Annotated in this window: 22 protein-coding genes; 16 read left to right on the forward strand and 6 right to left on the reverse strand. The window is 73.8% G+C overall.

Features of this window, described 5'->3' with window-relative positions; translation table 11 throughout:
- Window positions 1-46: 46 nt before the first annotated feature.
- Entirely contained in the window at window positions 47-1,015 is a 969-nt protein-coding gene (locus M8C11_RS22230) for an ATP-binding cassette domain-containing protein (protein WP_252452717.1), read from the forward strand.
- A complete protein-coding gene (locus M8C11_RS22235; RefSeq protein WP_120569983.1) occupies window positions 1,012-1,821 on the forward strand; it encodes an ABC transporter permease in 810 nt (269 codons plus the stop codon). The genes M8C11_RS22230 and M8C11_RS22235 overlap by 4 nt, the downstream gene beginning before the upstream one ends.
- Window positions 1,822-1,864: 43 nt before the next feature.
- Here the strand turns inward: M8C11_RS22235 and helR are convergent, their stop codons facing one another.
- Entirely contained in the window at window positions 1,865-4,036 is a 2,172-nt protein-coding gene (gene helR, locus M8C11_RS22240) for an RNA polymerase recycling motor ATPase HelR (RefSeq protein WP_252452719.1), read from the reverse strand.
- A gap of 224 nt (window positions 4,037-4,260) precedes the next feature.
- Here helR and M8C11_RS22245 point away from each other — a divergent pair, with 224 nt between their 5' ends.
- The 5 genes from M8C11_RS22245 (at window position 4,261) to M8C11_RS22265 (ending at window position 7,435) form a co-directional block, all read left to right on the forward strand.
- Complete coding sequence (locus M8C11_RS22245; RefSeq protein WP_252452721.1) at window positions 4,261-5,052, forward strand: TetR/AcrR family transcriptional regulator; 792 nt, start codon at window positions 4,261-4,263, stop codon at window positions 5,050-5,052.
- Between the two features lie 102 nt (window positions 5,053-5,154).
- A complete protein-coding gene (locus M8C11_RS22250; protein ID WP_252452723.1) occupies window positions 5,155-5,301 on the forward strand; it encodes a hypothetical protein in 147 nt (48 codons plus the stop codon).
- Window positions 5,301-6,521 (forward strand): YeiH family protein, encoded by a 1,221-nt coding sequence (locus M8C11_RS22255; RefSeq protein WP_252452725.1) that lies wholly within the window; start codon window positions 5,301-5,303, stop codon window positions 6,519-6,521. The genes M8C11_RS22250 and M8C11_RS22255 overlap by 1 nt, the downstream gene beginning before the upstream one ends.
- 35 nt (window positions 6,522-6,556) lie before the next feature.
- The gene (locus tag M8C11_RS22260; protein ID WP_120569979.1) at window positions 6,557-7,090 is read left to right on the forward strand and encodes a flavin reductase family protein; all 534 of its coding nucleotides are present in this window, start codon (window positions 6,557-6,559) and stop codon (window positions 7,088-7,090) included.
- A 33-nt stretch (window positions 7,091-7,123) separates the two neighbouring features.
- On the forward strand, window positions 7,124-7,435 hold the full coding sequence (locus M8C11_RS22265; protein ID WP_252452728.1) for an NIPSNAP family protein: 312 nt from the start codon (window positions 7,124-7,126) through the stop codon (window positions 7,433-7,435).
- 17 nt (window positions 7,436-7,452) lie between these two features.
- Here the strand turns inward: M8C11_RS22265 and M8C11_RS22270 are convergent, their stop codons facing one another.
- Window positions 7,453-8,457 carry a YafY family protein gene (locus M8C11_RS22270; RefSeq protein WP_252452731.1) on the reverse strand — a complete coding sequence of 335 codons (1,005 nt, stop codon included), beginning with the start codon at window positions 8,455-8,457 and terminating at the stop codon, window positions 7,453-7,455.
- Window positions 8,458-8,542: 85 nt separating this feature from the next.
- On the opposite strand from M8C11_RS22270, the gene M8C11_RS22275 reads away from it, so the two are divergent.
- Both M8C11_RS22275 and M8C11_RS22280 read left to right on the forward strand, forming a co-directional pair.
- Complete coding sequence (locus M8C11_RS22275; RefSeq protein WP_252452734.1) at window positions 8,543-9,121, forward strand: DinB family protein; 579 nt, start codon at window positions 8,543-8,545, stop codon at window positions 9,119-9,121.
- A gap of 20 nt (window positions 9,122-9,141) precedes the next feature.
- On the forward strand, window positions 9,142-10,233 hold the full coding sequence (locus M8C11_RS22280) for a winged helix DNA-binding domain-containing protein (protein ID WP_252452736.1): 1,092 nt from the start codon (window positions 9,142-9,144) through the stop codon (window positions 10,231-10,233).
- A gap of 24 nt (window positions 10,234-10,257) precedes the next feature.
- Here the strand turns inward: M8C11_RS22280 and M8C11_RS22285 are convergent, their stop codons facing one another.
- Window positions 10,258-11,256 (reverse strand): NADP-dependent oxidoreductase, encoded by a 999-nt coding sequence (locus M8C11_RS22285; RefSeq protein ID WP_252452738.1) that lies wholly within the window; start codon window positions 11,254-11,256, stop codon window positions 10,258-10,260.
- 85 nt (window positions 11,257-11,341) lie between these two features.
- On the opposite strand from M8C11_RS22285, the gene M8C11_RS22290 reads away from it, so the two are divergent.
- Window positions 11,342-11,764 carry a MarR family winged helix-turn-helix transcriptional regulator gene (locus M8C11_RS22290; RefSeq protein WP_252452740.1) on the forward strand — a complete coding sequence of 141 codons (423 nt, stop codon included), beginning with the start codon at window positions 11,342-11,344 and terminating at the stop codon, window positions 11,762-11,764.
- 30 nt (window positions 11,765-11,794) lie between these two features.
- On the opposite strand, the gene M8C11_RS22295 is transcribed toward M8C11_RS22290, so the two are convergent.
- Window positions 11,795-13,003 (reverse strand): MalY/PatB family protein, encoded by a 1,209-nt coding sequence (locus M8C11_RS22295; protein ID WP_252452742.1) that lies wholly within the window; start codon window positions 13,001-13,003, stop codon window positions 11,795-11,797.
- A gap of 34 nt (window positions 13,004-13,037) precedes the next feature.
- Between M8C11_RS22295 and M8C11_RS22300 the strand changes: the two genes are divergently transcribed.
- A complete protein-coding gene (locus M8C11_RS22300; protein ID WP_252452743.1) occupies window positions 13,038-13,592 on the forward strand; it encodes a GNAT family N-acetyltransferase in 555 nt (184 codons plus the stop codon).
- Between the two features lie 9 nt (window positions 13,593-13,601).
- Here the strand turns inward: M8C11_RS22300 and M8C11_RS30610 are convergent, their stop codons facing one another.
- Window positions 13,602-14,429 carry an MOSC domain-containing protein gene (locus M8C11_RS30610; protein ID WP_252452745.1) on the reverse strand — a complete coding sequence of 276 codons (828 nt, stop codon included), beginning with the start codon at window positions 14,427-14,429 and terminating at the stop codon, window positions 13,602-13,604.
- Window positions 14,430-14,433: 4 nt separating this feature from the next.
- A complete protein-coding gene (locus tag M8C11_RS22310) occupies window positions 14,434-16,062 on the reverse strand; it encodes an isovaleryl-CoA dehydrogenase (protein WP_252452747.1) in 1,629 nt (542 codons plus the stop codon).
- Window positions 16,063-16,241: 179 nt separating this feature from the next.
- On the opposite strand from M8C11_RS22310, the gene M8C11_RS22315 reads away from it, so the two are divergent.
- Genes M8C11_RS22315 through M8C11_RS22335 form a run of 5 tightly spaced genes read left to right on the forward strand, consistent with a single transcriptional unit; the run spans window position 16,242 to window position 21,610 of the window.
- Window positions 16,242-17,780 (forward strand): ABC transporter substrate-binding protein, encoded by a 1,539-nt coding sequence (locus M8C11_RS22315; RefSeq protein WP_252452749.1) that lies wholly within the window; start codon window positions 16,242-16,244, stop codon window positions 17,778-17,780.
- On the forward strand, window positions 17,780-18,724 hold the full coding sequence (locus M8C11_RS22320; protein ID WP_120569970.1) for an ABC transporter permease: 945 nt from the start codon (window positions 17,780-17,782) through the stop codon (window positions 18,722-18,724). The genes M8C11_RS22315 and M8C11_RS22320 overlap by 1 nt, the downstream gene beginning before the upstream one ends.
- Window positions 18,721-19,602 (forward strand): ABC transporter permease, encoded by an 882-nt coding sequence (locus M8C11_RS22325; RefSeq protein ID WP_013476858.1) that lies wholly within the window; start codon window positions 18,721-18,723, stop codon window positions 19,600-19,602. Before M8C11_RS22320 ends, M8C11_RS22325 begins: the two co-directional genes overlap by 4 nt.
- On the forward strand, window positions 19,599-20,576 hold the full coding sequence (locus M8C11_RS22330; protein WP_120569969.1) for an ABC transporter ATP-binding protein: 978 nt from the start codon (window positions 19,599-19,601) through the stop codon (window positions 20,574-20,576). Before M8C11_RS22325 ends, M8C11_RS22330 begins: the two co-directional genes overlap by 4 nt.
- Window positions 20,573-21,610 (forward strand): ABC transporter ATP-binding protein, encoded by a 1,038-nt coding sequence (locus M8C11_RS22335; RefSeq protein ID WP_252452751.1) that lies wholly within the window; start codon window positions 20,573-20,575, stop codon window positions 21,608-21,610. Before M8C11_RS22330 ends, M8C11_RS22335 begins: the two co-directional genes overlap by 4 nt.
- Window positions 21,611-21,616 lie beyond the last annotated feature (6 nt).

The following is a 21,616-nucleotide window of genomic DNA, read 5'->3' on the forward strand; positions in this document are numbered from 1 at the left end:
CCGTACGTTGTACGTTAGTGCCCTCGTCGACGGAGGGGGCACAGACGTGGAACACGCGATCCTCGCGGAGGGGCTGCGCAAGCGGTACGGGGACACGGCCGCGCTGGACGGATTCGACCTGCGGGTGCCACCCGGCACCGTGTGCGGGCTGCTCGGCCCGAACGGCGCCGGTAAGACAACAGCCGTACGCATCCTGGCCACGCTGCTGCGCTTCGACGCCGGGCGGGCCGAGGTCGCCGGCTTCGACGTGGCGGAGCAGGCCGATCGGGTACGCCACCGCATCGGCCTGGTCGGGCAGCACCCGGCCGTGGACGAGGCACTGAGCGGGCGGGAGAACCTGGTCATCTTCGGCCGCCTGTTCCACCTGGACCGGGCCACTGCGAGACGGCGCGCCACCGAACTGCTCGACCGGTTCGGGCTCGCCGACGCCGGCGGGCGGCCGGTACGCACGTACTCCGGTGGCATGCGCCGCCGGCTCGACCTGGCCGCCGGCATGATCCTCGCGCCGTCGGTGCTGTTCCTCGACGAGCCGACCACCGCGCTCGACCCGCGCGGGCGCAACGAGGTGTGGGAGGCGGTACGCGACCTGGTGCGCGCCGGCACCACGGTGCTGCTCACCACGCAGTACCTGGACGAGGCCGACCAGCTCGCCGACCGCGTCTGCGTGCTCGACGCCGGCCGGGTGATCGCCGAGGGCACCCCGGACGCGCTGAAGTCCCGCCTCGGCGGCGACCGGATCGAACTGGTCGTCCGCGACGTCGCCGACCTCGCCACCGCCGCCGGGCGGCTGCGCGCGGTCGCCCACGCCGAACCGGCGGTCGACCCGGACCGGCGGGCGGTCAGCGCCCAGGTCGGCGACCGGGCCGGCGCGCTGACCGAGGTGCTGCGCGCACTCGACGCCGACGGCGTGGGCGTGGCCGACGTGGCGCTGCGGCGACCCACACTGGACGAGGTGTTCCTCCAGCTCACCGGCGCGCCGTCCGCCGCCCGTACCGGCGTGGAGGTGACCGCGTGACCGCGACGGTGACCCCGGCCCGGCGCCCGTCCCTGGCCGGTGACGGCCTGACGCTCACCGGGCGCGCGCTGGCGCACTGGCGGCGCGAGCCCGGCCCGCTGATCGGCTCGCTGGGCTTCGACATCCTGATGGTGCTGATGTTCGCGTACCTGTTCGGCGGCGCGCTCCAGGTGCCCGGCGGCGGCAGCTACCGCGAGTTCCTGATGCCGGGCATGTTCGCCATGACCATGGTCTTCGGCATCAGCATGACCACCATGGCGGTCTCGGCGGACCTGGACCGCGGCGTCACCGACCGGCTGCGGTCCATGCCGGTGTCCCGGCTGGCCCCGCTGCTCGGCCGCGCGGCCGCCGACCTGATGTTCGCGGTGGTGACGCTCGCCGTCATGCTGGGCGTCGGCCTGGCGGTCGGGTGGCGGGCGCGCGGCGACCTCGGCGACACGCTCGCCGCGCTCGGGCTGATCCTGCTGCTGCGGTTCGCGCTGGTCTGGGTGGGCATCTTCCTCGGCCTGACCGTGAAGGGGCAGAGCGCGGTCACCGCCGTGCAGACGCTGGAGTTCCCGCTCGGCTTCCTGTCCAGCGCGTTCGTGGCGCCGTCCACCATGCCCGCGTGGCTGGGCGCGGTCGCCGAGTGGAACCCGCTGTCCGCGACCGTCGGGGCCACCCGGGAGCTGTTCGGCAACCCCGGCTGGGGCGGCGACTCGTGGGTGGCCGCACACCACCCCCTGCTGGCGGTGCTGTGGCCGCTCGTGCTCGTCGCGGTGTTCCTGCCGCTGTCGCTGCGCCGCTACCGGGCGCTGAGCCGCTGAGCCGGACCCCGGGGGCGGCAGCGTGCCGCCCCCGGGGCGCCGGTCACGGCCCGGTGAGCACGACCAGCTCGCCGGTGGCCCGGGTCATCGCGACGTACCGGTCCACCGCCCCGGCGATCCCGTCGCCGAACGACTCCGGGTCGACCAGCACCACCAGGTCGAACTCCAGGCCCTTGGCGAGCACCGGGCTCAGCGACCGGACCCGGTCCGAGGCCGGGAACGCCGGATCGCCGATGACGCACGCGACGCCCTCGGCGTGGGCGGCGAGCCAGCCGTCCACCACCGCGCGCAGCTCGGCGCGGTCGCCGTACCGCACGGGCGCGCCGTCGCGGATGGACGTGGGCACGTTGGCGTCCGGGAGGACGGCCCGGATCACCGGCTCGGCCGCCGCCATCACCTGCGCCGGGGTGCGGTAGTTGACGGTCAGCGTCGCCACCTCGACCCGGTCGAACCCGGCCCGCGCCAGCCGCTCCGGCCACGACTCGGTGAACCCGTGCCGCGCCTGCGCCCGGTCACCGACCACGGTGAAGCTGCGCGACGGGCAGCGCGCCAGCAGCATCTGCCACTGCGCGTCGGTCAGCTCCTGCGCCTCGTCCACCACGACGTGCGCGAACGGCCCCGCCAGCAGGTCCGGATCCGCCGCGCTCAGCGCGCTGGAGTCGACCAGGCTGGTCCGCATGTCCTCGCCGTACAGCATGGTCATCAGACCCTCGCCGTCGTCGTAGGCGTGCGACGCGATCAGCGCGTCGACCACCGTGTCCATCTCGACGCGCTGCGCGGCCAGCACCGCCTCGTCGCGGCGCCGCCGCAGCGACGCCTCCGGGTCACCGACCCGCCGCCGGGCCGCGTCCAGCCACGGCAGGTCAGCCACCGTCCAGGCCCGGGCGTCGGCCCGCCGCAGCGTACGGATCTCCTCGACGCTCAGCCAGGGTGCGCACCGGCGCAGGTAGGCCGGCACCGACCACAGGTCGGCGACCACGTCGAGCGGGTCGAGCAGCGGCCACGCCCGGCCGAACGCGGTGGCCAGTTCGCGGTCGCGCCCCAGTGCCCGGCGCACCGCCTCCTCCGGCTCGTCGCCGCGGTACTTCTCCACCAGGATCGTCAGCAGTTCCTCCCACACGTCGTCGCGGGCCTCGTTGTGCGGGACGCCGGGCCCGGCCGCCTCGAACGCCGTCGTCCAGTCGTCGGCGGTCAGCCGCAACTCGGCGTCCCCGACGCCGACTGTCATCCCGGTCCCGGGCGGCTCCTCGTAGAACCGGACCGCGGCGTCGACCGCCCGCACCGGGTCCGCGGACGCCTTGAGCCGGGCCACCTCCGGGTCGGTCTCCGGCGCCGCCGCCGCGCCCTCCGGCACCAGGTCGGCCAGGGTGCAGATCTGCACGTCCTCCTCGCCCAGGCTGGGCAGCACGTCGGAGACGTAGTTCAGGTACGGCTGGTGCGGCCCGACCACCAGCACCCCGCCCCGGCGCTCGCCCAGCCGCGGGTCGGCGTGCAGCAGGTACGCGGTGCGGTGCAGCGCCACCACCGTCTTGCCGGTGCCGGGACCGCCGTCGACCACCAGCGCGCCCCGGGAACCGGCCCGGATGATCGCGTCCTGGTCGGCCTGGATGGTGCCGAGCACGTCGCGCATCCGCACCGACCGGGTCGCGCCCAGGCTGGCGATGAACGCCGACTGGTCGTCCAGCGCGGCGTGCCCGGCCAGACCGTCGGCGGTGAACACCTCGTCCCAGTAGTCGGTGATCCGGCCTCCGCTCCACCGGTACCGGCGGCGGCTGACCAGGCCCATCGGGTCGGCGTGGGTCGCGCCGAAGAACGGCTCGGCGGCGGGGGAGCGCCAGTCCAGCAGCAGCCGGCCGCCCGCGCCGTCGGTCAGGCCCAGCCGGCCCACGTACACCGGGGGCGCGCCGTCCGCACCGACCATCCGGCCCAGGCACAGGTCCAGGCCGTAACGGCGCAGCGTACGCAGGCGCGCGCTCAGCCGCCGGACCTCCTGGTCCCGGTCGACCGCCTGCCGGCCCCGGCCGCCCGCGGCCCGGCGCGTCGCGTCGAGCCGGTCGGTCAGGTCGGCGATCGAGCGGCGCAGACTCTCCGCGATGGCGGCGAAGTGCCGCTCGTCGGCGGCGATCAGGTTCGGGTCGGCCTTCGCCGACAGACGCTCAGGAAGATCGAAAACGCTTGTGGTGGGCAGATTCAACTCGTCTCCGATCACGGGCACGGCCGAGCCTCCGCTCTTCGCGGCTTTTCGAATGCCTCGGCAATGGGTTACGGCCGGCAATTGTGCGCCGTCACCCGGGTCTTGCGGCAAGACCGGGGGTGCGCTATATGTTGGTAGTGGCGGGAGAACCCGCCATTCTTTTTGCGCGAACAATTCTCGGGCTCTCCCTTTCCGGCGTCCCGCCGGCGGCCGGTGCCCGGCGCGGCCGGTAGGATGACGGCACCATGTCGAAGGAGCGCCGGCGCAAGGCCGATCCCGCCCGCAGCCTGGCCCTTCTCTGGCGTACCCGGGAGCCGGCCAGCCGCGGCGCCGGTCCCGGCCTCAGCGTCGACCGGATCGTGCGCACCGCGATCGAGATCGCCGACGCCGAGGGCATCGACGCGCTCACCATGCGCCGGGTCAGCGAGGCGCTCGGCGTCGGCACCATGTCCGTCTACACGTACGTGCCGGGCAAGGCGGAACTGCTCGACGTCATGGTGGACACCGTCCTCGGTGACCTGCCGCGCCCCGCCGACGTCGCGGGCGGCTGGCGCGGCCGGCTGGAGCGCATAGCCCGGGACAATCTCGCGCTCTACCGGGCCCACCCGTGGCTGCTGCGCGCCGAGACGACCCGGCCGGTGCTCGGCCCGAACGTGCTCGCCAAGTACGACTACGAGCTGCACGCCGTGGCGGACATCGGGCTCGACGACGTGGAGATGGACGCCGTTCTCACGCTCCTGCTGGGGCACGCCAAGAACGCGGCCCGGGGCGCGCTGGACGTGGCCGAGCTGGAACGTGAGACCGGGATGACCGACGACCAGTGGTGGCAGACGCACGGGCCCTGGCTGGAGAAGTTCATGACCGCCGGCAGTTTTCCGCTCGCCGCGCGGGTCGGCACCGCCGCCGGGATGGCGCACGGCGGGGCGTACGGACCGGACCACGCCTTCGAGTTCGGTCTCCAGCGGGTGCTCGACGGCATCTCGGTGGTGGTGGCCGCCCGTGCCGCGGACGAGCCGGAGCCCGGGAAGACCTTGTAATCCTACTAGTTAAGTAGGAAACTCTCACTGGGTCGATGATCCCCCGTCACCCGTCGCCTCCGGCTGCCCTCCGTCGCCCGCGCGTACCCGTAGGAGCCCCTCATGAGCACCGCGCCCACGCCACCCGAACCGCCCACCGCAGGCACGTCCCGGCTCGCCTTCAGCGAGGACTGGGCCGCCACCGTCCTCGGCCTCGCGCTGCTGCTCCTGGTGCTGGCCGGCGCGATCCCCGCCGGGCTGGTGCCGTGATGGCCGCCGCCCCGGAGCCCGCCGTCCACACCACCGCCGCCGGGCCGTCCGCGGCCTCCACCGCGGACGCCCCGGCCACCGCGACCCCGGTGGACCGACCCGCCGGTACGCCCGCGGTCGCGCCACCCCGGGCCGACCTGCGTACCGGCGCGTTCTGGGCCTGGACCGGCCTGGGCCTGCTGGTGGTGCTCGGTCTCGCCGCGCTCACCCGGTACCTCGAACAGAACGTGCCGGTCTGGGCCGAGGGCAGCGCGATCGAGGACGTGGCCGGCGCGGTCGAGTACCCGGTCTACGCGATCCTGCTCGGCCTGCTCGGCAACCTGGTCGTCACAGTGACCGGGCTGCGGGACCGGATCTCCGCCGCGTTCCGTACCGAGTTCTTCATCAAGACCGGTCTGGTGCTGCTCGGCGCCTCGATCAACCTCGCCGTCATCGGGAGCGCCGCCGGACCCGCCATCGCCCAGGCGCTGCTGCTGATCAGTGGCGTGTTCCTGTTCACCTGGTGGCTGGCCGGGCGGTTCGGCCTGGACGAGAAGCTGCGGGCGCTGCTCGCCTCGGCGGTGTCGATCTGCGGTGTCAGCGCCGCCATCGCCGCCGCCGGCGCGGTACGGGCACGCCGGGAGCAGCTCGCGTACACGGCCAGCCTGGTCATCGCGTTCGCGCTGCCGTCGATCTTCCTGCTGCCGTGGCTGGCCGACGTGCTCGGCCTCTCCGACGCGGTCGCCGGCGCCTGGATCGGCGGCAACATCGACACCACCGCCGCCGTCACCGCGGCCGGCGCGCTCGCCGGTGAGGACGCGCTCCAGATCGCCAGCATCGTCAAGGTCACCCAGAACGCGCTGATGGGCGTGGTCGCGGTGGCGCTCACCGCGTACTTCGCGCTGCGCGTGGAGCGCCGACCGGACGCCCCGCGCCCCGGGCTCGGCGAGCTGTGGCGCCGGTTCCCGAAGTTCGTCCTCGGGTTCGTCGCCGCCTCGGTGATCGCCACCTGGTATCTCGACGCGGCCGGGTCGGACGGCAAGGCCACCATGGCGATCGTCACCGACCTGCGGGTCTGGTTCCTCATCCTGGCCTTCGTCAGCATCGGCCTGGAGGTCCGCGTGTCGTCGCTGCGCGAGGCCGGCTGGCGGCCGGTGACCGTGTTCGGCGCCGCCACCGTGTTCAACCTGGTGCTGGCCCTCGGGCTGGCGTCGGTGCTGTTCCACGGCTTCACGGTCTGACCGCCGTCCGTCCCCGTACACCTTGGAGGAACGTCGTGCCCGAGCCCGCCGACACCCCGGTCGACGCCGACGCCGACGCGCTGCGGACGCTGCTGCGCCACCAGGCCAGCACCGTCACGGTGGTCACCGCCGCCGGCCCGCCCGCGGCCGGGTTCACCGCCACCTCGTTCACCGCGGTGTCGCTGCGACCGCCGATCGTCTCGTTCTGCCTGGACCTGGGCTCGTCGAGCTGGCCGGTGGTGTCCCGGGCGCGGCACGTCGGTGTGCACCTGCTCGGGCACGGCCAGCACGAGGTGGCCCGGAGGTTCGCCACCAGCGGGATCGACCGGTTCGCCGAGCCGACCCGGTGGCGGCCCGGCCCGGAAGGGGTGCCGGTCCTCGACGACACGCTGGCCTGGCTGCTGTGCCGGGTGGTGGACCGGGTCGTCGTCGGGGACCACGCCGTCGTGCTGGCCGAACCGGAACTGCTGCGGCACGCCGACGTCGGTTCGCCGCTGCTCTACCACCGGGGGCGGTACGCCGGGCTCGCCGACACGACCGACCCCGGCGACCGCCGCTCCGCGGCCTGAGCGCCCGGGACCGGGCGTCGCTATCGTGGCCGCGTGATCACCTGCGTCGTGCACTACACGATCGACCCCGCGCAGATCGAGGCGTTCGAGCGCTTCGCCCGCGCCTGGATGCGGCTGGTGGCACGGCACGGCGGCGTGCACCACGGCTACTTCCTGCCCGCCGAGGGCGCCAGCGACCGGGCCGAGGCGCTGTTCAGCTTCGAGAGCCTGGCGGCGTACGAGCAGTACCGGTCCCGGTTCGGGGTGGACCCGGAGTTCGTCGCCGCCGACCGGATACGCGACGAGTCGGGCTGCGTCCTGCGGTACGAGCGCACGTTCATGCGTCCGCTCCTGCCCACCGACTGACACCCCGACCGGCCCGGCTACCGAGGCGGGCCCGGGGGCTCCGCCGCGGCGGCGTAGCGGCGGGCCAGGCGGGCGAACGCCTCCCGCAGCTCCGGCGGCCCGATCACCTCGATGTCGGCGTCGTAGCGGCCGAGCACGGCGGCCAGCCCGGGCCACGACCAGGCGCCGAGCACCAGCCGGCAGCGGTCCGGGCCCAGTTCCTCGACGATCCCGTCGCGGGTCCACCCGGACACCACGCGGGCGGGCAGGTCGAGGATCACCTCGCCCCGGCAGGGCCAGTCACCCGGCCCGGTGGCGCCCTTGAACCGGCCGGCGACGTACGCGGCCACGTCCCCGCCGGGCAGCGCACGAGGCGTGAACCGGGGGCCGGTGGGCGTACGCGGGCTGATCCGGTCGACCCGGAACGTGCGCCAGTCGTCGCGGTCGAGGTCCCAGGCGACGAGGTACCAGCGCCCACCCCAGGTGACCAGGTGGTGCGGCTGCACCCGGCGCGGCGGCCGGTCCGGATCCGGTGGCGCGGTGGACACCGCCTCGTAGTCGAAGCGCAGCTCCTCGCGGGCGTGCACGGCGGCGCTCAACGTCATCAGCAGCGCCGGTTCCACCCGGTGCCGGACCGGTGTGCCGGCGCGTTGCACGTCGACCACCCGCAGCGCGTCCACCCGGTGCCGCAGCCGCGCCGGCATCACCTGCCGCACCGTGGTCAGCGCCCGCGCCGCCGCCTCCTCGATGCCGGTCACGCCGCCGGCGGCGGTCTGCAACGCCACGGTGAGCGCGACCGCCTGCTCGTCGTCGAAGAGCAGCGGCGGCAGCGCCGAGCCGGCGCCCAGCCGATAGCCGCCGTCCGGGCCCTTGGCGCTCTCGATCGGATAGCCCAGCTCCCGCAGCCGGTCGACGTCGCGGCGCACGGTACGCGGGCTGACCCGCAGCCGTTCGGCGAGCAGCGATCCGGGCCAGTCGCGTCGCGCCTGCAACAGGGACAGCAGGGAGAGCAGTCGGGCGGAAGTCTTCGGCACGACACGCATTCTGCCGCGAGAAGAGGACACTTCCTGACCGCTGTGCCTGCGAGGGTGGACCCGTACCCGATCAGGACCGGAAGGAACGATGACGATGACCGGCACCACCACGACCCCCACCACCCTCGACGCCGAGCGGGCCGACCTGTTGGCCGAGCTCGCCGACGCCCGGAACATGCTGATCAACACGGTGCGCGGCCTCACCGACGAGCAGGCCGGGCAGAAGCCGACCGCCAGCGCGCTCTGCCTGGGCGGGTTGATCAAGCACGTCGCGTCCACCGAGGAGGCGTGGCTGCGGTTCGTGGTCGAGGGCCCCTCGGCGATGTCCTTCGCCATGCCCGAGGGCGTCACCTGGGAGGACTTCATGTCCGGGCAGGCCCGCGAGCTGCCGCAGTGGGCGATCGAGCGGGGACGGGACTTCCAGATGCTGCCCGAGGACACGCTGCCGGCCATCCTGGACCGGTACGCCCGCATCGCCGCCCGTACCGAGGAGATCGTGGCCGGCGTCGAGGACCTGTCGGCGACCTGGCCGGTCCCGGACGCGCCGTGGAACGAGCCCGGTTCGGTCCGCAGCGTCCGGCGGGTGCTGATCCACGTCATCGCCGAGACCACCCAGCACGCCGGGCACGCCGACATCCTGCGCGAGAGCATCGACGGGCAGACCACCACCTGAGCCGGCCGGAGACCGGGACCGTGACAGTGCTCGACCGGCGCGCGCTCAACCGGGCGACGCTCGCCCGGCAACTGCTGCTCGACCGCGCCGACCTGCCGGTGGCCGACGCCGTCACGCACCTGTGCGGGTTGCAGGCACAGGAGCCGCAGGAGCCGTACGTCGGGCTCTGGTCGCGGCTGCGGGCCTTCGATCCGGCGGTCCTGTCGGACCTGCTGGTGCGCCGCCGCCTGGTGCGTACCCACCTGATGCGCCGCACCGTGCACCTGCTCGCCGCGGACGACGTGCTGGCCTGGCGGTCCCGGCACGACGCGATGCTGCGGCAGCGGGTGCTGGGCGTCTACCGCGGCGAGTTCGACGGGGTCGACCTCGACGAACTCGCCGCGGCGGCCCGGGACGTCCTGGCCGACGGCGAGCCGCGCACCACCGCGGAGATCGTGGGGGCGCTCGCCGCGCGCTGGCCGGCGGTGGATCGCCGGGCGCTCGGCGAGATCGTGCTCGCGCTGGTGCCGGCCGTGCAGGCGCCGCCGCGCGGACTGTGGCGGACCACCGCCGGCGTCCGTACCGTCGCTCTGGCCCGGTGGCTGGGCCGCGACGCCGACCCGCCCGGCCCGGACGGCGACGACCCGGCCGGGCGGGCGCTGGTGCGGCGCTACCTGGCCGCGTTCGGGCCGGCCGCGTCGGCGGACCTGCGCGCCTGGTGCGGCCTCGCCGGGCTACCGGCCGCGGTGGCCGCGGTCCGCGACGAGCTGGTGACCTTCCGGGACGCGCGCGGCCGCACGCTGCTCGACCTGCCGGGCGCGCCCCGGCCCGACCCGGACACCCCGGCGCCGGTACGGTTCCTGCCCGCCTTCGACAACGCGGTGCTCGGCTACCATGACCGCACCCGGATCATCGACGACGCCCACCGCGACCTCTCCGTGGCGGGGGCCCGGTTCGTGCTCGTCGACGGCCGGGTCGCCGCCACCTGGACTGTCGACGCGGGCGTCGTGGTGGTCACGCCGCTGCGCGCCCTCACCCGCGCCGAGCACGCGGCCGTCACCGCCGAGGGCGGCGCCGTGGCGTCGTTCCTGTCCGAGGGCGACAACCAGGGGGTACGCGTCGTCGCCCGTTGAGCCGCTTCACCGGCTGCGGCGCGTCTAGCCGACCGTGAGTGCCAGCTTCCCGACATAGTGATCATCCAGGGCGCGATGCGCCTCCTCGGCCCGCTCCAACGGGAAGGTCCGGGCGACGTGGACCTCGAAGGAGCCCGCTTCGATGATCGCGTTCAGCCGATCGGTGGCGGCGCGGCTCCGATCCCCGTCGTAGTGGTGCACCGGCGCACCCGGCGGCGACGCGAGCGCGGGCAGGACGCCGTTCGGCCAGGCGATCCGCCCCGAGTTCCGGACGGCGCGGAGAGCGCGTTCGGCGGCTTCGCCGCCCACGGTGACCAGAGCCGCATCCAGCCCGCCTGGTGCGAACTCCAGCGCCGCGGCCGGGACATCGTCCCTGCGGCCGTCGACCGCGTCGTCAGCACCAAGCCTCCGGGCCAGGGCGACGCCGTCGTCACCGGAGGCCACGGCCAGCACCCGGATGCCGCGGTGCCGCGCCAGTTGCACCGCCATGTGCCCGATGCCCCCGCTGGCTCCGAAGACCATGAGTGTCTCGTCCGTCCGCAGGCCGAGGAGGTCGAGGCCGCTCAGTGCGGTCAGGGCGTCCCAGGCCATCGCGCCGGCCTGTCCGGTCGGCATCCGGTCGGGCACGCGCGCGACGAACTCCGCCCCGACGACGGCGTACTCGGCGTAGAAGCCGCCGCGCGGCACCGGCATCGTCGCGGCGTAGACACGCTCGCCCACCGCGAACCCTGTGACGTCTCGTCCGACCGCTGCCACCGTGCCCGAGCCGTCCCAGCCGAGGACGTAGGGGAAGCTCGACGGGACACCGAAGACGCCGTCGTATTCCCCCTCCCGCTCGCCCGCGTCCCAGGACCCGACCCCCGCGGACTCCACCCGGATGAGGACGTCGTCGTCGCCGACCTCCGGGAGCGGTATCCGGCGCGGCGAGAGTTCGCCGACTCCACCGAACCGATCCAGGACGACCGCGTTCATCTGCGGCCCCGCGACCGCGCCGCCCGCTGTGTGCTCGGCTCTGCCGTCCATCCGACCCCCCTGTTGTTTGAGTGAATCAAGGATCATTGGAGCACAGCTGTTTGAGCGAATCAAGCAACTGTCCTACGCTGGGGCCATGGCACTGCCGAGCGGACCCGTGACCACCTCGTCGGAGGCCGAGGCCGCCTTGTTCGACCTGGTCGACGTGTACGACCGCGCCTACGAGACGGCCGCGGCCGAGTTGTCGCTGAGTCCGGCCCAGGCATGTGTGCTCGGACGGCTCGACGCGCGGCGCGGCATGGGTGCTCTGGCCGAGGAACTGGGCTGCGACGCCTCCAACATCACCCAGATCGTCATGCGGCTCGAAGCGCTCGGCCTCGTCACCCGCGAACCGAATCCCCGGGACCGCCGCGCGCGGCTCGTCGCGCGAACCCCCCGTGGCGATGAGATCTACCAGCGGTTCACCGCCGCCTTCACCTTCGCCCGTTCGGCTGTCGGACGACTGTCACCCCAGGAACAGGACCAGCTGACGGCGCTGCTGCGCAAAGCCCTGGGCTGACACGCACCCGGGGGTCTCCCGCACACGCTCTCAGGCGCGCGTCGCGCGGCCCATCCGGGTGACCGCCTCGGTGAGCACGGCGGGGGAGGTGGCGAAGTTGAGCCGCACGAACCCGGCACCGCCGGAGCCGAAGACGTGCCCGGAGCTGAGCGCCACCCGGGCCCGGTCGAGGAACATCCGCGCCGGACCGGCCACGTCGCTCGCCACGCCCGGTCCGTCGCCCGCCTCGGTGGGTACGCCGAGGCGCCGGCAGTCCAGCCAGGCCAGGTACGTGCCCTCGGGCGGCCGCCACGAAACCGTCGGCAGGTGGTCGGCCAGCAGCGATCCGAGCAGCGACCGGTTCGCGTCGAGGCCGTCGAGCAGCCGGTCCAGCCACGGCCCGCCGGCGCGGAACGCGGCGGTGTGCGCGAGCACCCCGAGGTGGCTGGGGCCGTGGCTGACCTCCTCCGGCATCCGGGCCAGGTCGTCCGCCGCGTCCGGCCCGGCGACCGCCAGCGCCGCCTTGAGCCCGGCCAGGTTCCACGCCTTCGACGCCGACAACAGCGCGAACGCGTTCTGGGCGCCCGGCACCGTCAGGTACGGGGTGAACCGCGCACCGGGCAGCGCCAGCGGCGAGTGGATCTCGTCGGCCACCACCCGTACGCCGTGCCGGGCGGCCAGCTCGGCGACCGTGGCCAGCTCGTCGGGCCGGTGCACCACACCGGTCGGGTTGTGCGGGTTGCAGAGCAGGAACGCCGGCCGGTCGCCGATCGCGCGGGCGCGCCGGAACGCCTCCTCCAGCGCGGCCGGGTCGAGCCGCTGGTCCGCGCCGAGCGGCGCCTCGATCACCTGCCGGTCGGCGTGCGTGACGAACGCGTAGAACGGCGGGTAGACCGGGGGAGTGACCACCACCGCGTCACCGGGGCCGGTGACCAGGCGCAGCACCTCGACCGTACCCATCATCACGTCCGGCACCAGCGAGGTCCGGCCGACCGGGAAGTCGGCCCAGCCCCACCGCTGCGCGACGAACCCGCCGACCGCCTCGGCGTACGCGGTGCCGTACGAGTAGCCGGTGTCGCCCAGCTCGACCGCCCGGCGCAGCGCCTCGGCCACCGGCGGCGCCAGCGGCACGTCCTGCTCGGCGACCCACAGCGGCAGCACGTCCGGCGGGTACAGCCGCCACTTCACGCTGGTGCGCTGCCGGAGCTGGTCGAGCGTGAGCTGAGTGAGCGGGTTGCCGTCCTCGGCGGAAACGACCATGCGACCCACCCTAGGTTCCTCCTACGATCGCCCGATGACCCACCCGGTGTACCCGGTGCGCACGTCCCGGCTGCTGCTGCGCCCGGTCACCGTCGACGACCTCGACGACGTGCACGCCTGGCAGCGCCGCCCGGACGTGGTCCGCTGGATGGCGGGCGCCGCGCCGCGTACCCGGGCGGAGTCCCTGGCGTCGGTGACCGCGATGGCCGGCGAGGACGCGCTGCGCGCGGAGGGCGACTGCCTGACGCTCGCCGTGGTGCGCGACGGGCGGGTGATCGGCGCGGTCGAGCTGGTCTGGCGCAGCGCGGCGGACCGCACGGCCGAGCTGGGGTACGTCTTCCACCCCGACCACGGCGGCAGTGGGCTGGCCACCGAGGCGGCCGGCGCGCTGCTGGACTGGGGTTTCGGCGGGTTCGGGCTGCACCGGGTGATGGCCCGCTGTCACGCGGACAACGCGCCGTCGGCCCGCCTGATGGCCCGGCTCGGCATGCGGCGGGAGGCGCGACACGTGCGCAGCTACCGGTTCCGGGGCGGCTGGGCCGACCAGCTCGTCCACGCGATCCTGGCCGACGAGTGGCGTCGCCGCTGAGCCGCCGGATCAGGAGACGGCGACCGGGTCGCCGGCCCGGATCTCGCCGGTGGTCAGCGGGACCAGGCGGACGCCGAACCAGGTCTTGCCGTCGTGGCGCCGGTGCCGGGCCAGCGTGCGGATCGGCTCCTTCCCGCCGGCGAGGGTCTCCGGGTCGATGAGCGTCACCGAGCAGCGGTCGCAGCGTTCGGAGACCCGGAAGTCCACCGCGCCGATGCGCACCCGCGTCCAGCCGTCCTCGGCGAACGGTTCGACCGGCCCGTCCAGCACCACAGTCGGCCGGAACCGGGCCATCGCCAGCGGCTCCGGCGCGGGCTCGCCGCGTTCCAGCGCGCCCTCGACGATCCAGTCCCGCAGCCGCCGCAGCGACGGCAGTGTGGCCACCAGCAGCGGTCCGGCGTCGGACAGGTTCAGCGGATCACCGGGCCCGCCGCCGTGCTCGGCCGACATCGGCCGGCGGCGCGGGTCGTCCAGCCAGGCCAGCCGTACGGGTCGGCCCAGCCGCGCGGAGAGCCAGTCGTGGGCCTCGTCGGCGGCGAGCCGGACCGTGTCCAGCCGGGACACGTCGGTGGCGACCGGCGGCCCGTCCACCGGTTCGGTAACTGTCAGCGACGAACCGTCGCGGGCGGTGAGCGTGATCGACCCGGGGCCGGGGGCGGCGGTCAGGCCGAGCAGCGCCGGTAGGGCGGTCGAGCCCAGTTTGCCGCCGTCGGGGCGCAGCACCAGCCAGCGGCGGTCGTGACGCAACCCCCACGGCTCGACGTCGGCCCGGTCGACGTCGACGCCGCCGAGGGACTTGACCGGGTACAGGTGCACCGAGGCGAGTCGCGTCACCACGCCCTCAGCCGATCTTCGGGGTGGCGCGGTCGATGATCGCTGCGAGGTCCAGCCCGCCCGGCAGCGTCCCGTACGCCTGACCGTGGTCGCCGTCGAGCCGGGAGGCGCAGAACGCGTCGGCGACCGCCGGGTGGCCGTGGCGCACCAGCAGCGCGCCCTGGAGCACCAGCGCCAGCCGCTCCACCACCCGCCGGGCGCGCAGCTCCAGGTCGGTGTGGTCGGCGAGTTCGTCGCGCACCCGGCGCACCGCGGCGTCCAGCCTGGCGTCCGCGCCGGCCGCGGCGGCCACCTCCGCCTCGTACGCGGCGAGCACCTGCGGTTCCCGGGTGAGCGCGCGCAGCACGTCCAGCGCGGCGACGTTGCCGGAGCCCTCCCAGATCGAGTTCAGCGGCGACTCGCGGAACAGCCGCGGCATGCCGGACTCCTCCACGTAGCCGTTGCCGCCCAGGCACTCCAGCGCCTCGGCGGCGTGCCCCGGCCAGCGCTTGCACACCCAGTACTTGCCGACGGCGAGGGCGAGGCGCTTGAACGCGGTCTCGCCGTCGTCGCCGCGCGCCGACCGGTCGGTCGCCCCGGCCAGCCGCATCATCAGCACTGTGGCGGCCTCGGACTCGACGGCCAGGTCGGCCAGCACGTTGCGCATCAGCGGCTGGTCGGCGAGGTAGTCGCCGAACGCCCGCCGGTGGGTGGCGTGGTGCACGGCGGTGGTGACGCCGTGGCGCATCCCGGCCGCGGCGCCGATCACGCAGTCGAGCCGGGTCAGGTTGACCATGTCGATGATGGTGCGCACGCCCCGGCCCTCGTCGCCGACGCGCCACGCCACCGCGTGCTCGTACTCGACCTCGGCGGAGGCGTTGGAGCGGTTGCCGAGCTTGTCCTTGAGCCGCATCAGCCGCATCGGGTTGCGGCTGCCGTCGGGCAGCACCCGGGGGACCAGGAAGCAGGTGAGGCCGCCGGGCGCCTGCGCGAGGGTGAGGAACAGGTCGCACATGGGCGCCGAGGTGAACCACTTGTGCCCGACGAGCCGGTAGCTGCCGTCCGGCTCCGGCCGGGCCGTGGTGGTGTTGGCGCGGACGTCCGAGCCGCCCTGCTTCTCGGTCATCGACATGCCGGCGAGCAGCCCGCGCTTGGTCTGCGGCGGGCGGAGCCCGAAGTCGTACTCGCGGGTGGTGAGCAGCGGCTCGTAGCGGGCGGCCAGGTCCGGGTTGTGCCGCAGCGCGGGCACCGCCGCGTACGTCATCGAGATCGGGCAGCCGTGCCCGGCGTCGGGCCGCCACAGGTAGAAGCCGGCGGCCCGGGCCACGTGCGCGCCCGGCCGGTCGTCGGCCCACGGCGCGGCGTGCAGACCGTGCCCGACGGCGGTCCGCATCAGCTCGTGCCAGGACGGGTGGAACTCCACCTCGTCGATCCGGTGGCCGTACCGGTCGTGGGTGCGCAGCACCGGCGGGTGCTCGTTGGCGAGCCGCCCGTGTTCGGCGGCCTCCTCACCACCGGCGAGCCGGCCCAGCTCGTGCAGCCCGGACAGCGCCCAGCCGGCGCCCTCGCGGGCCACGCCGTCGCACAGCGCCGGGTCGTCGGCGGTGTCGTGGCCGACCATCGGCGGGACCTGGTTGACGACCTCGTGTGTGGTCACGGCGGCAACTCCCAGCGCTGGTGGCGGATCAGGTCGGGGCCCGGATTGAACCACCGTTCACTCCGCACCGGCAAGCACTCGACGACAAGTCAATTTGGCTGGATTCGTTTGACATGATCCGGCTCGGAGAGAAGACTCGCCGAAACTTTCTTTTGTCCGGGAAGTCGCTAGGGGGGCCTGTGTCCAGGAAGAAGCTCGGCGCGCTCGGCGCCGCACTCACACTGACAGTCGGCGTCCTGTCCGGATGCACGGGCGGCGAGGCGGTCGACGTCGGTGGCGGGGGGAACGCCGGCGGCGCCGGCGGGGTCCTCAACGCCGCGATCGGCGGCGAGCCGGACCAGCTCGACCCGCACAAGACCTCGGCGTACTACAGCTTCCAGGTGCTGGAGAACGTCTACGACACGCTCGTCGAGCCGGACGCCGACCTGAAGATGGTGCCGTCGCTGGCGACGAAGTGGACCACCAGCGCCGACCAGCTCACCTGGACGTTCACGCTGCGCGAGGGCGTCACGTTCTCCGACGGGTCGCCGCTGACCTCCGAGGACGTCGTCTACTCCTTCGAGCGGATCATCAAGGAGAAGCTGAACAACGCGTACAAGTTCGCCACCGTCAAGTCGGTCGCCGGGCCCGACCCGGCCACGGTGGTGGTGACGCTGAGCGCGCCCACGCCGAACCTGCTGGCGAACCTCGGCGGGTTCAAGGGCGTGGCGATCGTGGAGAAGTCCAACGTCGAGTCCGGCAAGGTGAAGACCGCACCGGTCGGCAGCGGCCCGTTCAAGGTGGCCGGCTACACCTCCGGCGACAGCGTGAAGCTGGTGCGCAACGACTCCTACTGGGGCGAGAAGCCGAAGCTGGACGGCGTCACGTTCACCTTCGTCAAGGACCCGACTGTGGCGTTGCAGAACCTGCGCAGCGGCCAGGTCCAGTGGACCGACAACCTGCCGCCCCAGCAGGTCGGCTCCCTTAAGGACGACGGCGACATCACGGTGAAGTCGGCGCCGTCGACCGACTACTGGTACGTGGCGCTCAACGAGGCCCGCAAACCGTTCGACAACCCCGAGGTGCGGCGCGCGATCGGGTACGCGCTGGACCGCGAGGCGATCACCAAGGCGGCGAAGTTCGGGCTGGCCACCGTCAACCAGACCGCCATCCCGAAGGCGAGCGCGTTCTACTACGACTACGCGCCCTACAGCCACGACCCGGGCAAGGCGAAGCAGATGCTCGGCCAGGCCGGCGTGAGCAACCTGACCATGGACCTGATGGTCACCAGCGAGTACCCGGAGACGGTCACCGCCGCGCAGGTCATCGCCGCGCAGCTCAAGGCCGTCGGCATCACCGTCAAGATCCGTACGCTGGACTTCGCCCAGTGGCTCGACGAGCAGGCGAAGGGCAACTTCGACGGGTTCATGCTCGGCTGGCTCGGCAACATCGACCCGGACGAGTTCTACTACGCCCAGCACCACAGCGGCGGCACGTTCAACTTCCACAAGTACAAGAACCCGGCGGTCGACAAGCTGCTCGACGACGCCCGCACCCAGACCGACCAGGGCGCCCGCAAGCAGGCGTACGAGCAGGCCGCGAAGCAGATCGTCGACGACGCCAGCTACCTCTACCTCTACAACCCGGACGTGGTGCAGGGCTGGTCGAAGAAGGTCTCCGGCTACGACGTGCGCACCGACCGGGCGATCCGGTTCCGGTCGGTCGCCCTGGCCAAGTGATGGCCCGCTTCGTCCTGCGGCGGGTCCTCCAGTCGGCGGTCGTGCTGGTCGGTGTGACCCTTGTGGTGTTCCTGCTGCTGCAACTGGTGCCGGGCGACCCGGTGCGGGTGGCGCTCGGCACCCGGTTCGACCCGCAGACGTACGAGGCGCTGCGGGAGCGCGCCGGCCTCGACCAGCCGCTGCCGGTGCAGTACGTCAGCTATCTCGGGCACGCGCTCACCGGTGACCTGGGGGTCAGCTTCCGCACCGGCCAGCCGGTGAGCGCGATCGTGCTGGAGCGGCTGCCCGCCACGCTGTCACTGGCCGTCACCGCCGTGGTGTTCGCGCTGCTCGTCGCGTTCCCGCTGGGCATCGTCGCCGCGGTACGCAGCGGCTCCGCGGTCGACCACGCGGCCCGCGTGTTCAGCCAGTTCGGCGTCTCCGTGCCGGACTTCTGGATGGGCATCATGGGCATCCTGCTGTTCGCCGGGGTGCTCGGCTGGCTGCCCCCCTCGGGTTACGTGGCGCTCACCGACGACCCCGGCCGGTGGGCCACCCACGTGGCGCTGCCGGCGGTCACCGTCGGCCTGGTCACCGCGTCGATCCTCACCCGGTTCATCCGCTCGTCCGTGCTGGAGGTGCTCTCCGCCGACTACGTGCGCACCGCCGAGGCGAAGGGCCTGCGCAACCGGGTGGTGATCCTGCGGCACGTGCTGCGCAACGCACTCATCCCGGTGGTCACTGTGGTCGCGGTGCAGCTCGCCAGCCTGCTCGGGGGCGTCATCGTGATCGAGGTGCTGTTCGCCTGGCCCGGCATCGGCCGGCTCACCTTCGACGCCGTGCAGGCCCGCGACTATCCCGTCCTGCAGGGCGCGGTGCTGCTCGTGGCGGCACTGTTCCTGCTGGTCAACCTGCTGGTGGACATCCTCTACGCCCGCCTCGACCCGAGGATCACGGTCAAGTGAGCGCCACGACCGAGAGCACCGGACGCCGCGTCCTCGACGCGCTGCGCCGCGACCCGCTCGCCGTCGGCGGCACGATCGTGCTCGTGCTGCTGGTCGTGGTGGGCGTGGCCGGCCCGTGGCTGGCACCGGCCGGCGTCAACGACGTCGACGTGGACCAGATGCTGCGCCCACCCAGCGGCGCGCACCCGTTCGGCACCGACGAACTGGGCCGCGACGTGCTCAGCCGGGTGCTCGTCGCCGCCCGCGTCTCGCTTCAGGTCGGCGCCGTCAGCGTCGGCATCGCGCTGGTCGCGGGCGTGACGCTCGGGCTGTTCGCCGGCTACTACCGGGGCTGGCTGGACAGCGTGCTCATGCGCTGCATGGACGTGCTGTTCGCGTTCCCGGTGCTGCTGCTGGCGGTGGCCATCGTGGCGGTGCTCGGCCCCGGCCTGCTCACCGCCATGGTCGCCATCGGTGTGGTCTACACGCCCATCTTCGCCCGGATCACCCGCGCCGGCGTGCTGTCCGTACGGGAGCAGGTGTTCGTCCGGGCCGCCGTCTCCATCGGCGCGTCCGACCTGCGCATCATGCGCCGGCACGTGCTGCCGAACATCGCCGCGCCGCTGATCGTGCAGACGTCGCTGTCGCTGGCGTTCGCGATCCTCTCCGAGGCCGCGCTGTCCTTCCTCGGCCTGGGCATCCAGCCGCCCGCGCCGGCCTGGGGGCGGATGCTGTTCGACGGGCGCGGCTTCGTCACCGACGCGTGGTGGCTGGGCGTGTTCCCGGGCGCGGCGATCTTCCTCACCGTGCTGGCGTTCAACCTGGTCGGCGACGCGCTGCGGGACGTGCTGGACCCGCGGCAGCTCACCCTGGGCGAGGCCCGCAGGAGCACCCCATGAGCCATTCGACAGTGCTGTCAGTGGACGACCTCACCGTGACCGTCGGCACCCGCCGCGGCCCGGTCCGTGCCGTCGCCGGGGTGTCCTGGCAGGTACGGCCGGGAGAGACGTTCGCCCTGGTCGGCGAGTCCGGCAGCGGCAAGAGCATGACGCTGCTCGCCGCCACCGGCCTCGCCCCACGCGCCGCCACCGTCACCGGCCGGGTCCGGCTGCTCGACACCGAGCTGACCGCGCTGCCCGACGACCGCCGCCGCAAGGTACGCGGCCGGCACGTCGGGTTCGTGTTCCAGGACCCGATGACCTCGCTCAACCCGGTGCTGCCGGTGGGGCGGCAGGTCACCGAGGCCGCCGAGGAACACCTCGGGCTGACCCGCCGCGCCGCCCGCGACCGGGCGGTGGAGCTGCTGGACCTGGTGGGCATCCCGTCGGCGGCACGGCGCGTCGACGCGTACCCGCACCAGTTCTCCGGCGGCATGCGCCAGCGCGTCGCCATCGCCATGGCGCTCGCCTGCGAGCCGGACCTGCTGATCGCCGACGAGCCGACCACCGCGCTCGACGTCACCACCCAGGCGCAGATCATCGAACTGGTCGCCGACCTCCAGGCGCGGCTGGGCACCGCCGTCGTCTGGGTCACCCACGACCTGGGCGTGGTCGCCGGCATCGCGGACACCGTCGCGGTCATGTACGGCGGACGCATCGTCGAGCAGGGCCCGGTCGACGCGGTGTTCGACACGCCCACGCACCCGTACACCCGGGCGCTGCTGGCGGCCCGGCCGGACCCGTCCCGGCGCGGCGAGGACCTGGTGGCCATTCCCGGGTCGCCGCCGAGCCCGCTGGACCTGCCTCCGGGCTGCGCGTTCTGGCCACGCTGCCCGGTGCGCGCCGATCCCCGCTGCGAGCACGAACTGCCCCCGCTGACGCCGGTCGGCGACGGGCACACGGTCCGCACCTTCTACCGTGGAGAGGCCGGATGAGCGCCGACACACCGGACGTGGTCGCCGAGCTGGACGACCTGAAGGTGCACTTCCCGACCCCGGCCGGAACGGTCCGCGCGGTCGACGGCGTCAGTCTCGCCGTACGCCGGGTTGAGACGCTCGGGCTGGTCGGCGAGTCGGGCAGCGGCAAGTCCACAGCCGGCCTGGCGCTGCTGCGGCTGGTCGACCCGACCGCCGGGCGGGTCCGGGTGGCGGGCGAGGACGTGACCCGCTGGTCGCGCCGCCGCCTGCGGGCGACGCGGCGCCACGTCGCGATGGTGTTCCAGGACCCGCAGGCGTCGCTGGATCCACGCCGGACGGTCGGTGACAGCGTCGCCGAGCCGCTGATCGTGCACCGGCTCGCCACGTCCGCCGCCGCCCGGCGGGCCCGGGTCGCGGAGCTGCTGGACCTGGTCGGCCTGCGCGCCGACACGGCGGGCCGCTATCCGCACGAGCTGTCCGGCGGCCAGCGCCAGCGCGTCGGCGTGGCCCGGGCGCTGGCCGGGGAGCCGGACCTGATCGTCCTGGACGAGCCGATCGCCTCGCTCGACCTGAGCGTGCAGGCGCAGATCATGAACCTGCTCCGGCACCTGCAACGCGACCTCGGGCTGACCTACCTGTTCATCGCGCACGACCTGGCCGCCGTCGAGCACATGAGCGACCGGATCGCGGTGATGTACCTGGGCCGCATCGTCGAGACCGGCCCACCCGAGCGGATCTACCGGCGCCCGGCGCACCCCTACACGGCCGCGCTGCTGTCGGCGGTGCCGGTGGCCGATCCGCGCGTCGAGCGGGAGCGCCGCCGGATCGTGCTCACCGGCGACATTCCCAGCCCGGTGGACCCGCCGAGCGGCTGCCGCTTCCGTACCCGATGCCCCCAGGCCCGACCCGCGTGCGCCGAGACCGATCCGGCGCTCGCCGAGGTCGGCCCCGGCCACCACGCGGCGTGCCTGTTCCCGCTCGACGGCGAGCGCGACGGCGGCCCGGGGGAGGAGGGCGCGACGACGCGCGCCGACACCGCCGGCGCGGCGTAGGCTCAC

The organism is Micromonospora sp. CPM1 (assembly GCF_023896895.1).
GTDB lineage: Bacteria > Actinomycetota > Actinomycetes > Mycobacteriales > Micromonosporaceae > Micromonospora > Micromonospora tulbaghiae.

What these genes read in the sequence shown, in the direction of transcription:
- M8C11_RS22245 (WP_252452721.1), top strand. Translation starts at nt 4,261, where the DNA reads ATGTCGAAGGAGCGCCGGCGCAAGGCCGATCCCGCCCGCAGCCTGGCC.
- M8C11_RS22250 (WP_252452723.1), top strand. Translation starts at nt 5,155, where the DNA reads ATGAGCACCGCGCCCACGCCACCCGAACCGCCCACCGCAGGCACGTCC.
- M8C11_RS22255 (WP_252452725.1), top strand. Translation starts at nt 5,301, where the DNA reads ATGGCCGCCGCCCCGGAGCCCGCCGTCCACACCACCGCCGCCGGGCCG.
- M8C11_RS22270 (WP_252452731.1), bottom strand. Translation starts at nt 8,457, where the DNA reads ATGCGTGTCGTGCCGAAGACTTCCGCCCGACTGCTCTCCCTGCTGTCC.
- M8C11_RS22275 (WP_252452734.1), top strand. Translation starts at nt 8,543, where the DNA reads ATGACCGGCACCACCACGACCCCCACCACCCTCGACGCCGAGCGGGCC.
- M8C11_RS22285 (WP_252452738.1), bottom strand. Translation starts at nt 11,256, where the DNA reads ATGGACGGCAGAGCCGAGCACACAGCGGGCGGCGCGGTCGCGGGGCCG.
- M8C11_RS22290 (WP_252452740.1), top strand. Translation starts at nt 11,342, where the DNA reads ATGGCACTGCCGAGCGGACCCGTGACCACCTCGTCGGAGGCCGAGGCC.
- M8C11_RS22295 (WP_252452742.1), bottom strand. Translation starts at nt 13,003, where the DNA reads ATGGTCGTTTCCGCCGAGGACGGCAACCCGCTCACTCAGCTCACGCTC.
- M8C11_RS22300 (WP_252452743.1), top strand. Translation starts at nt 13,038, where the DNA reads ATGACCCACCCGGTGTACCCGGTGCGCACGTCCCGGCTGCTGCTGCGC.
- M8C11_RS22320 (WP_120569970.1), top strand. Translation starts at nt 17,780, where the DNA reads ATGGCCCGCTTCGTCCTGCGGCGGGTCCTCCAGTCGGCGGTCGTGCTG.
- M8C11_RS22330 (WP_120569969.1), top strand. Translation starts at nt 19,599, where the DNA reads ATGAGCCATTCGACAGTGCTGTCAGTGGACGACCTCACCGTGACCGTC.
- M8C11_RS22335 (WP_252452751.1), top strand. Translation starts at nt 20,573, where the DNA reads ATGAGCGCCGACACACCGGACGTGGTCGCCGAGCTGGACGACCTGAAG.